Source organism: Pirellulales bacterium, from assembly GCA_036490175.1.
GTDB lineage: Bacteria > Planctomycetota > Planctomycetia > Pirellulales > JACPPG01 > JACPPG01.
This window is the reverse complement of the sequence record DASXEJ010000383.1, coordinates 1-11128: the sequence shown is the minus strand read 5'-3', so window position 1 is coordinate 11128 and position 11128 is coordinate 1. Positions and strand designations below refer to the sequence as shown.

6 protein-coding genes and 1 tRNA gene are annotated in these 11128 nt (G+C 59.6%); 4 read left to right on the top strand and 3 right to left on the bottom strand.

Annotation, left to right across the window (positions count from 1 at the left end):
• The 3 genes from VGG64_29545 to VGG64_29535 form a co-directional block, all read left to right on the top strand.
• Positions 1-1413 (top strand): arylsulfatase (locus VGG64_29545; GenBank protein ID HEY1603783.1); only part of this gene is annotated, 1413 nt, incomplete at its 5' end.
• Between the two features lie 57 nt (positions 1414-1470).
• A complete protein-coding gene (locus VGG64_29540; protein ID HEY1603782.1) occupies positions 1471-3000 on the top strand; it encodes a sulfatase in 1530 nt (509 codons plus the stop codon).
• A 72-nt stretch (positions 3001-3072) separates the two neighbouring features.
• Positions 3073-4485, top strand: a complete 1413-nt coding sequence (locus tag VGG64_29535) for an arylsulfatase (GenBank protein HEY1603781.1) — start codon at positions 3073-3075, stop codon at positions 4483-4485.
• A 96-nt stretch (positions 4486-4581) separates the two neighbouring features.
• Here the strand turns inward: VGG64_29535 and VGG64_29530 are convergent, their stop codons facing one another.
• On the bottom strand, positions 4582-6273 hold the full coding sequence (locus VGG64_29530) for a M20/M25/M40 family metallo-hydrolase (GenBank protein ID HEY1603780.1): 1692 nt from the start codon (positions 6271-6273) through the stop codon (positions 4582-4584).
• A 436-nt stretch (positions 6274-6709) separates the two neighbouring features.
• Between VGG64_29530 and VGG64_29525 the strand changes: the two genes are divergently transcribed.
• Positions 6710-6796: transfer RNA gene (locus VGG64_29525), tRNA-Ser, on the top strand.
• A gap of 1136 nt (positions 6797-7932) precedes the next feature.
• Here VGG64_29525 and VGG64_29520 read toward each other — a convergent pair.
• Together VGG64_29520 and VGG64_29515 are read right to left on the bottom strand one after the other, a co-directional pair.
• On the bottom strand, positions 7933-8865 hold the full coding sequence (locus VGG64_29520; protein HEY1603779.1) for a PEP-CTERM sorting domain-containing protein: 933 nt from the start codon (positions 8863-8865) through the stop codon (positions 7933-7935).
• 1826 nt (positions 8866-10691) lie between these two features.
• A partial coding sequence (locus tag VGG64_29515) for a hypothetical protein (GenBank protein ID HEY1603778.1) occupies positions 10692-11128 on the bottom strand: 437 nt, incomplete at its 5' end.

The following is an 11128-nucleotide window of genomic DNA, read 5'->3' as shown; positions in this document are numbered from 1 at the left end:
ATCGTGTGCGGCCTGTTGTGCTGCGCGGTTGCCTCGATCGCACGCGGGGCCGAGACGCCACCCAACATTATTATCGTCATGCCCGACGATGTGGGGTACGGCGACTTTGCCTGTCTCGGCAGTCCGATCATCAAGACGCCGGCGCTCGACGCGTTCTGGCGGCAGAGCGTGCGTTTCACGGATTTTCACGTCAGCCCAACCTGCGCGCCGACTCGTGCGGCCCTAATGACGGGCCGACACGAGTTCAAAAATGGCGTCACCCACACGATCAACGAGCGCGAGCGGCTGACGTTACGGGCCACGACGCTGGCCCAGGTTTTGAAATCCGCCGGCTATGCGACGGGCATCTTCGGCAAGTGGCATCTGGGCGACGAGCCAGATCATTGGCCCGACAAACGCGGTTTCGACGAGATGTTCATTCACGGCGCCGGCGGGATCGGGCAATCGTATCCGGGCAGTTGTGGCGACGCACCGGGCAATACGAACTTCAGTCCCGCGATCCTGCACAATGGCCGCTTTGAAAAGACCGATGGTTATTGCACGGATATGTTTTTCGACCAAGCCAAGACGTGGATCGAATCGGTCAAGGGGCGGCAGCCATTCTTTGCCTATATCACACCCAACGCCGCGCACACGCCGCTCGACGTGCCGGAAGCGTACACGAAGCGTCATCAGGGAGAAGTTCCGCTGAACGTGGCCAAGTTCTATGGGATGATCGAAAACATCGACGAGAATTTCGGCCGCTTGATGTCCCAGTTGCAAACTTCGGGCCTCGAGAGAAATACCCTGGTGATCTTTCTCACGGACAATGGCGGCACGATCGGGACCGAGGTTTTCAATGCCGGCATGCGCGGCAAAAAAGTCACACCCTATCAAGGAGGCACGCGCGTTCCTTCGTTTTGGCGCTGGCCGGCCGGATTCTCGGGGGGCGTCGACTGCGCTGCGCTCACGGCGCAGATCGACGTATTGCCGACGCTGGCCGAAATCGCCGGCGTGTCGTTGACAGGCGACCTGAAATCACAGGTCGAAGGGCGCAGTTTGTTGCCGCTATTGCGTGATCCTCATGGCGCATGGCCGGACCGTACGCTGGTTACGCATGTGGGGCGATGGCCTCGCGGAGAAGTCGCGCAGGCGAAGTACAAGGACTGTTCGATCCGCGACAGTCGCTACACGCTCGTGGGCAACAAGGAACTGTACGATTTGCAAGTCGACCCGGGCGAGACGACCAACGTGATCAATCAGCATGCCGACGAGGTCGCCAAGCTGCGCGCGGCTTACGACACCTGGTGGCAAGAAGTGCAGCCCTTGCTGGTGAATGAAGACGCGGTCGGCCCGGCCGAGAACCCATTCAAGACGCTCTTCGAGAAGCAGTTTGGCGCGGGCGCCGTGGTGTCGCCACCTGCGCGGAAATAAAAAACCGAAGTGAGAATCTAAATGCACGCAGCTATGCACACGTCACGAAAAATTGCGATGCGAACCGCGCTTTGCCTGTTGCCTGTCGTGGCGCTGCTGTGCGGTGAAAATGCCTGCGCGGCACCCGCGCAGAAACGTCCCAATATCGTGCTCATCTTTTCGGACGATCATGCCTACCAGGCGATCAGTGCCTATGGCGATCCGCGGCAATTGAACCGCACGCCTCATCTCGATCGGCTGGCCGCCGAGGGAGTGCGCTTCGACCGCTGTCTGGTTCCGAACTCGATCTGCGGTCCTAGCCGCGCCACGGTGCTGACGGGCACCTATAACCATCTGAACGGCTTTTACAACAACTCGAACAGCCGCTTCGACAGCTCGCAGACCACGTTCGCCAAATTGCTGCACGCGGCCGGATACCAAACCGCCGTAGTGGGCAAGTGGCACCTGGTCAGCGATCCGGTGGGATTCGACTATTGGGAAATCCTGCCGGGACAGGGGGTGTACTACAACCCGCCGATGATTCGCAACGGCACGAAGACGCAGCACGATGGCTATACCACGGACATCATCACCGACCTGTCGCTCGATTGGCTGGCCGAGCGCGATAAGGATCGGCCGTTTCTCTTGATGTGTCAGCACAAGGCGCCGCATCGGCAATGGGATCCGAACCTGAAGTACTTGGGACACGACAACGATCGCAAGTACCCCGAGCCCGAGACTCTGTTCGACGATTACGCGGGCCGTGGCCGCGCCGAGCACGAGCAGGACATGACGATCGCCAAGACCATAACCAAGGGAGATCTCAAGCTGACGCCCCCGGCCGGGCTGACGCCCGAGCAATTGCGCATCTGGAACGCCTACTACGAACCGAGAAACGAAGCGTTTCGCCAGGCGAATCCCAAAGGAGAGGATCTGGTTCGCTGGAAATACAATCGTTACATGCACGATTACCTGGCCTGCGTGGCATCGATCGACGAGAGCGTGGGGCGCGTTCTCAAGTATCTCGACGAGCAGGGTCTGGCCGACAATACGCTCGTGATCTATGCCGCCGACCAGGGCTTCTACCTGGGCGAGCATGGCTGGTTCGACAAGCGTTGGATCTTCGAAGAGTCACTGCGCACGCCATTATTGGTGCGCTGGCCCGGCGTGGCCAAGCCTGGGAGTGTGAACAAAGACCTTGTCTCGAACCTGGATTTCGCCGAGACGTTTCTCGATGCGGCCGGCATACCGATTCCTAGCGAGATGCAGGGGCGCAGCATGCGGCCGGTTTTGGCCGGAGATACTCCGGCCGACTGGCGAAAGAGCTTTTATTATCAATATTACGAGTTTCCGCAGCCGCACCACGTGCGGCCTCACTACGGTGTGGTCACCGATCGTTACAAGCTGGTCCACTTTCTCGATGACGAGGTGGACTATTGGGAGCTGTTCGATCGAGAGAAAGATCCGCACGAGCTGACGAGCGTTCTCGGCCAAGCCGGTTATGCGTCTGCCCAGCAGGATTTGGAAAAAGAGCTTGCCCGGTTGCGCACCGAGTTGAAGGTGCCTGCCAAGGACCCGCCGGCCGCGTCGGGGCGAAAGCCCAACTAAGCGTGCTACGTTTGGGCCGCGACTCTGGAGAGGTCGAACGCCTTAACGCCTCAACCCGAAGGAAATACACCGATGCGTCGGTTCTCGCTGCTGGTCGTGTTGATTCTCTGTGCGGTGCTGTGTCCGGGTTTGGCCCGTGCGGCCGAGCAGGCGGCGGCGCCGAAGCCGCATATCGTTTTTATATTGGCCGACGATCTGGGTTCGCACGACGTCAGTTGGCGTGGCAGCGAGATCCAAACGCCCAATCTCGATGCGCTGGCAATGGCAGGCGCGCGATTGGACCAGTTCTACGTGCAGCCGGTCTGCTCGCCCACACGGGCCGCGTTGATGACCGGGCGATACCCGTTGCGCTACGGCCTGCAAGTGGGCGTAGTACGCCCGTGGGCGCAATATGGTCTGTCGCTGGAAGAGCGGACGCTGCCGCAGGCCTTGTCCGAAGCGGGCTATCAGACAGCGATCGCGGGCAAATGGCATCTCGGGCATTTTCGTCCGGAGTATTTGCCGACGCAGCGCGGCTTTCAGAGCCAGTACGGCCATTACAACGGCGCGCTCGATTACTTCACCCACGTGCGCGACGGGGGATTCGATTGGCATCGTAACGACCGAGAGAATCACGACGAGGGCTATTCCACGCACTTGATTGCCCAAGAGGCCGTGCGCGTGATTCGCGAGCGAGACAAAAACAAATCGTTGTTTTTATATGTGCCGTTCAATGCGGTGCACGCTCCACATCAGGTTCCCGAGAAATACACGGCCCCCTATGCGCAACTGAAGGGTGCGCGGCGAACGTACGCCGGCATGATCGCGGCGATGGACGAGGCCGTCGGACAGATCGTGACGGCCGTGCGCGACGCTGGGATCGCGGGCAACACGCTCTTCATCTTTTCCAGCGACAATGGCGGACCAGCGCCGGGCAAGCTCACCAACAACGGACCATTGCGCGCCGGCAAGGCGACCGTGTATGAGGGGGGCGTGCGCGTGTGCGCATTCGCCAACTGGGACGGTCACATCACCCCGGGCAGCAGCGTGAACGCGGCACTGCACATGGTCGATTGGTATCCGACGCTGCTACGGCTGGCCGGCGCACCGCTTGAGCAAAAGCTGCCCCTGGATGGTCGCGACCTTTGGCCGGCGCTCACCGCGGGCGCCGCTTCTCCTCATGAGGATATCGTGCTGAATGCCGCGCCGCGTTCGGGCGCCATTCGCATGGGGGACTGGAAGTTGGTGCTCAATGGCCAATTGAACGTCGCCAATGGCGAAGATGCACCCGACCAATCCACGGCCGAGAATCCCAAGGGGCAGGCCGAGCTATTCGATCTGGCGAGTGATCCGGGCGAAAAGCAGAATGTTGCCGCAGCGCAACCCGAGATCGTCAAGCAACTGCGCGCTCGTTACGACAGTTATGCTGGTGCAGCGGCCCCGCCGAAGATCCGCCCCAAACCAGCCGGTTTTCAAAGCCCACGGGTCTGGGGCCAGCCGGACTAGAGCATTTCTTTTTACGATCGCCGACGAAGTGCATTGCAGTCGCACCGTCGGTACGGCAAGCATCCTTACCTTGCGCGACGTTTGATGCGACGCTTGTTACTGTGGCTTGTCGGCGGGCACCGGCGCCGCACCTGGCAGCGGGACGATCTTTGCCGCGCGGACCTGTCCGACACGCTCGACCGACAATTCATACGGCACGGTGGCGGCGGCCAGCAGTTGTCGCAAATCGTCGCCCGAATTGAATGCCTGGCCATTGACCGCGTAAACCCGGTCCAGCGGACGCAGCCCTGCGCGGGCGGCCGGCGAGCCGGGCACGATGCTGATCAGCATCACGCTGCCGGGTTCGGCTTCTTCTTCGCGCCACACGATGCCGAGCTTGGTCGGCTGTCCGCGCAATTGCACGGTGAGGGGGATCGGCTGTTCGGCTCCCTGGCGCGCAACAACCGCCTGCACTGGGTTCTGGGCCGCCAGCACGATGCCGGCCAGATCGGTATCGGCCGCAAGCTCCTGGCCTGCGAAGCTCAGCAGCCGATCGCCCGTGCGCAGGCCGGCTTGCGCCGCGGGGCCGCCCGGCACCACCTGCAACACCTTTAATCCCGGCGCGGCTTTATCCTCGCGATCCCAGTGCAAACCCAGGCGACCCGGTGGAGGTGCTTGCACGCGCTCGACCGTTTGCTGGGTCCAGGTCGATTCGCGGCGCACGGCGTCGCGGAATTTCGGCAGTTCCGGCAGATTGGCCACCTCGACCGTCAGGCCGAAGAGGAGACGGGCCACGCGCTGCATGCCGTCGACGTTCAGCTTCTCGACGTCGTCGCTCGGCCGGTGATAGTCACCGTGCAGACCCGTATGCAGCATGAGGATCGGGATGCCGCGCATATAGAACGGATGGTGATCGCTATCGCTTCTGATCTGCCAATCGAAATCAATCGTCATTGGTTCGCCGCCATTGGGCAGGCTGACCAGCTTGCGCAACCCACGGGCCGTACGCGCGCCGTAGACGGTGAGCTTGTTGTTCCGCAGTCGGCCGACCATGTCCATATTGATCATCAGCCGCACATCGGACAACTTCATAGTGGGCTTGGAGAGCCAGTGCTTCGAGCCGTTCAGCCCGCTCTCTTCGGCATCCCACAGGGCGAACAGGATCGAGCGTTTGGGCTTGGGTTCTAGCTGAGCACAGGCCTGCGCGACTTCCAGCAATGTCGAGGCGCCGCTGGCATTGTCGTCGGCGCCATTATGAATGTAGCCGGTCGGACCGTAGCTGTTGCGGGCGTTGCCGTAGCCCACGTGATCGTAGTGCGCGCTGACGAGAATGACTTCGTTTTTAAGTGCCGGATCGGTCCCTTCGATGATGGCGAGTATGTTGCGGCAATTGCCGTTGAACTGTTGGAAGTAGCCCCCGCCTTCGCCGGCCGGCTTCAGACCGTAGGATTTTAACTGCATCTGCAAATAGCCGGCCGCGGCGCGGCCGCCCCGGCTGCCCGCTTCGCGCCCCTCGAACGTATCGTCGGCCAGCGCCGATACGTGACGACGCAAGTCTGCGGATGTGATGCCGTCGAGAGCCGCCGCGGATGTGAGGGCTTCGCCCGGCCATGATGCGAACAGGGGCTTGGCGCCGCCGTCGGCATTCGCTTTGCGTTGCAGCACGTCGAAGCTGCCAGGCTCGCCGCCCGACAAGCTGCGATCTTGGCCGTGCGCCGTCGATTTAATATCGAATGACGTGGCGGCGAGCCATGCGACAGCCAACGCCAAGGTACAGCCGAGAATTCGATTCAAACTGCGAGCAACCATGGTGATACCTGCACTCTTTTTGGAAATCACTCCAGCTTCGCTTGCGGAATCTGCAAGGCCTGAACCGCGCAGCGTGGGATCGATGAGATAATTGTCACGGGATGTTACGTTTTCAGCGAGTTCATGGGGGAAGGCGGACGACCCATTCCCGGCCCAGCGGCCAGTCTGAAACCGACGGAGAGGCCAAGATGGGTCGAGTACGCCGAAAAGCACGGCTCTGTCCCATGCCGACGCAATCCGGCTCCATATTAGTTCCCTACAACCATAGCTTCGAGGCAATTGTCGCGCGGCGGGGCCTGGCGATTCGGGTCGAATTGGTCGGTCGGGTCGATCGCCAGCGGCGAAAACCGCCTTGCGGCAACAGGCGAATTGCCTAGAATCTGAGGTTCGGCCGGCCTGATTCACGGCCCGCCGAGGCGACAGATGTGTTCAATCCGGAGAGGTGGCTGAGTGGTCGAAAGCGCGGGTTTGCTAAACCCGTGACCGGGTAACTGGTCCGCAGGTTCGAATCCTGTCCTCTCCGCTAAGCGATTTAGCGTCAAAGAGTTGTATATCGCTGAGAGTCGCAAAAATGGCGCACCCGACAGGAGTTGCGCTTGGATCGTGCGATTCGCCGCCCTTCGTGACGCGTCCTGGCTGCGCCGCCTTTTGTGCGCTTCGTGCGCCGCTTTTTGCACCGCCTTGCTCCGACGCTTCGGCCGCCCGCTCAAAGTCGGCATCGGTCACTTGCAGGTAATGTTTCAAGGCGATGCGGGGCGTGTTGCCCAACCACGACGTTACAACGTGGATCGGGTATTCCTTCGCCAGTTCGGTTTCCCGGCTCGCGGGCCGTGGCGAAGGTCTTGCCGGCCGGCTTGGCTTGAACGCCGGCATTCGCGGGTCTTCGCCATCGACGTAACCGGGCGAATAACGTACGAAAAAACCTTGCTGCAATTCATGTTCTTGAAAACCGGCGGCAAGCATCCGCTCGCGACAACGGGTTTCAACCATGTGTTCCAAGACAGATACCATATCTCGCCAAGCTTTTTCCGCAGCATCGCTTTGCGATTGTTTCTCTTGCGCCCAAACACTCACCGAGGCCATTCAATGCTTTCGACGAAAGTCCGCGTTGTCCTAGGTAAAACTTGCTCAGCGCCGCTTCGTTGATGCCGGTTTCTTGGGCGATGCGAGCGCCGCGAGGACGAGCATGCAATACGCAACCGCTGCGAGAAAGCCCAACAGCGTCAAAAGCCAGGTAGCGGGGGATTGGCGTGTGCAGGCGTGAAGTGAATTAAGCGGATGGAATCCTAGGACTGCGATGCTGGCGGTGGCATGGCCCTACGGCTTGCCAATCGCTTGACTACAGTCCACGCGATTAATGCGAAGAAGGCGATTGCAGGATATACCAAGGCGTGACTCGGCCTGAGAGCAGTTTCGATCTTTGTTTCGTGGGGGATTGCATAGTTGAAATTCGGCGGTCGAACTCGCTCCCACTTCTGTCCCACTCCGAGTGGTCGTTGGTAATATTGTGTTTCTTCGACAGCGAAGGGCCAGAGCGATGCTGCCCACGCTAGATTCGCCATCAACAGCAGCGTCGTCCCCAGCCCAAACTGGAACCAGCGGCGGGTGTGCTTGGGGGCTGGGGGCATGGCTCCATCATACCCGGCCGAATGGGCACGATCATGCGCGCCGATGCTGCCACGCCGCCAGCAATGCAAGACCGCCGAGCGCGGCGAGGACGAACGTGCTGGGTTCTGGGACGGGAGGGCCGAAGGCGAGTTCTTGCGGAATGTTGGGGTACTGGCCGGTAATGCCGAAACTTAGCACGAGCTTGATTCCCGTTCCATCTACGTTTGCGCTTTCAATGGAGTTTGCATTCGTGAAATACAGTTTTGAAGCAGTCGCATCCAGGGCAAGGCCCCACATTTGGGCAAAGGAACCGAGCGTCAGTATTTGGTGGAAGTTTGAGAGCACGCCAGAATTCGTCACCGAGTCAATGGACCCGGTATTCGTATCGTAGAAATAGACAAGGCTGTGCTGCGGATCAGGAGCAATCCAGCGTGGCTGCGTCGCGTCTATGGGAGGGACAAGAAACGAGTGGTTGGTCAGATCCAGATTAGCCGTCTCGACTGTCCCGGAAATAGTCGGCTGGATCGACTGGTTGACGGCAGAGGAAAAGTACAGAGTGTTATGCGGCGCATCGACCTTGATCTCGTCAAAATATTGGGTGATCGAGCTGTTCTGGTACTCTTGGATTGGATTGGAGCCGTCCAGATTTGATTGAAAAATGGTTTGGTGGGCGAGGCCGGAGCCGTTATTTACGTTCTCAACGAAGTACATCTTTTGGTTCACGGAATCGACCGCAAACGCGTCGTTGGTGCCCGATTGATTGGGTACGGATGCAAGGATCGTTTCCTGATCGCTCCCGTCCAAGTTCGCTCGCAAAATCTCATCGCGAAACCCATTGCTATCGTGGACGTACTCATCCCAATAGATCTTGCCGGCCGATGGATCAAAATCAAAGTGCAGAATGCTCGCTGAAGCCGGTACAGTAACAATGGTCCGTACGGGCGACCCGTCGAGTGCGGACGTCTGAATTTCATTGCCGTCCATGATCCAGTAGAGATTCTCGGCCCGTGCATGCGATGGCATACTTATCGCCGCGACCAATACTATGCACGCGGCCGCCGCCTTGGGACTTCGAACGCTTCCGTGGCCTCGGCGAAGCCTTCGCAACGCGAACATGGCGAGTCCGCCGAGCGCGAGCAACGCGAACGTAGACGGTTCGGGAGTGGGGACCACCACAAGACCCGTATTCCCTGGATTAGTGAATGTGGGCCCGGCACCATGCGTTGCATCCGAAAGTACGCTGCGCACTCCGGTGATGGAATCAATCTCCAGGACGCTGAACGAAACCGACCCACTGACGTAGACGGTACTACCATTTGACGAAATCCCTATTTGCCCAATGCCAACGGCTGGGCCCGAACTCGAAAAGATCGATCGATTACCGGTTGCCGGATCAAGGCTAAGTAATCGCGGCGTAAACCCGCCGACCAATGCCTCAAATAGCAAGCCTCCCGCGGGGTTCACAATTACATCAATTGGGTCGGTAAACGATGTCCCCTTGCCAACGCTTGCGCTTGTCACAATCGTCCGATTACCTGTATTCGTATCGACCTTCTGTATCGTGCCGCCGCTGAAGTCGGCCACAAACAGATTAGTCCCCGAAATCGCGAATCCTGCGGAAACTAAACTCGGTCCGGTCCCGCGGCCCGGTCCTGAAACCAAAGTGCGATCCCCGGTAGCCGGATCGACAGCAAGAATCGGGTAGCCCGATAGCAGGATTTCGCTGCCAAATTGTCGGCCCTCTACGTAGGTGGACGGTAGACCGCCGTTGCCGCTGTTGGAACTTATAATCGTTCGGTTGCCCGTAGTCGGGTCAACTCGGTACAACACACTGTCTTCGGTGGTAACGAGCAAACTGCCGTCCGACTGCAACGACATTAAGTCGATTGCGGCGTTGAACGCCGGGCCTGCGCCCACTGCGCTATCAGATACGATCGTGCGGTTTCCGGTCACCGGATCAATGTCAAGCACGCCAAAATCATTGTTTGCCGTGGGTCCGATCTGTGCGCCGAGGAACACGTCTCCAGGGTGAACGGTCACGCCACTTGCATTGCGCGGGGACCCGAACGAGAGGAGCATGACTTGGCCAAGAAGGGCCAGCAGCAATACGCTGCCGAACCGACGATTATTCTTCATTGCGATCATTAAGTGATCTCGGTTGTGGTTTGATGAACGACCGGTGGTCTATGCACCAGTCGGGCGATGGGCGATACGAAGCACATGCGTAACGCGAAAAGAGATGCAGCCGGCAAGAGAGGGCGACTAGCGGCGCATTGATGACCGCAGAGTAGCCGGCTTTAGATTAAGGTCAGCAGCTCGCCCCGAGAGAGGCATCCTGAGGCGAATTACAAATCCGCGGAATAGACGCCTGCGATGCATGCAGGATAGCCACCGAGAAAATGGGGGACAAGCAAAAAAGGCAGATTTTATAGGCCGACCTAGATCCCTCTCCAGGCACGCGGCACCCCCCTCGCCCCTAGGCAGAACCCCCTCTGATACTCCTGCATCGTATCCCCTTGGCGAACCCTTATTCGTCCCCCTGTTTGTACCCATGCCAGACGCACGGGCCACGGCAGCCCCTACCTGCCAAGCGAAGACTGATCGATAACCCGTAGATCGCGACACCCCTCACTTGCGGCTACGGTGTCAACGAGATGCGTCGAACGGCACGGCTGTGGAACGGCAAGCCGGTTGTAGTCATGCATCCCGACATGGAATCGGGTTGCTACCACGGGTCAAGAGAGGCGGCTGAACGGGATCGACTCGCGGCGCAAGGCTCCGCTCCAGTTTGTTGATTCGGCCGCGCAGGCTCATTTTGCGCCTCGATTGAAGATTTTCATGGGCTGAGAATTTCCGGCTTGCTGACCCTGTCGTTCCTGCAAAGCTTCCAATGCCTCAATCCGTTCGGTTAACTCAGCAGTCTCACGGAGCTTGTTGCCCAGTTCGAGGATGCTGCGGGCCGCGGAAAGCCGAACCAGATCTGTCTCGCTTTTGAGCGACTTTTTCAATGTCCGTGCCGCCTCCGTGCCCGCCGCCGACAGCATGCCAACGGCACGGCCTACGATTGCTCCGCGGGCCTCACTGACTCTACGGCGGAACACTGGCTCTGCCAGTTTGCGGTGGGTCTGCCGCTCGCTGTAGCCACTTGCCTTGGCTGCGGCTCGAACGTTTAGCCCGCGTGCAAGCGACAGGATCAATGCTTCATCACGTCCTGCTTTGGTTGCCATTCCATGCCTTTCGGTTTCCA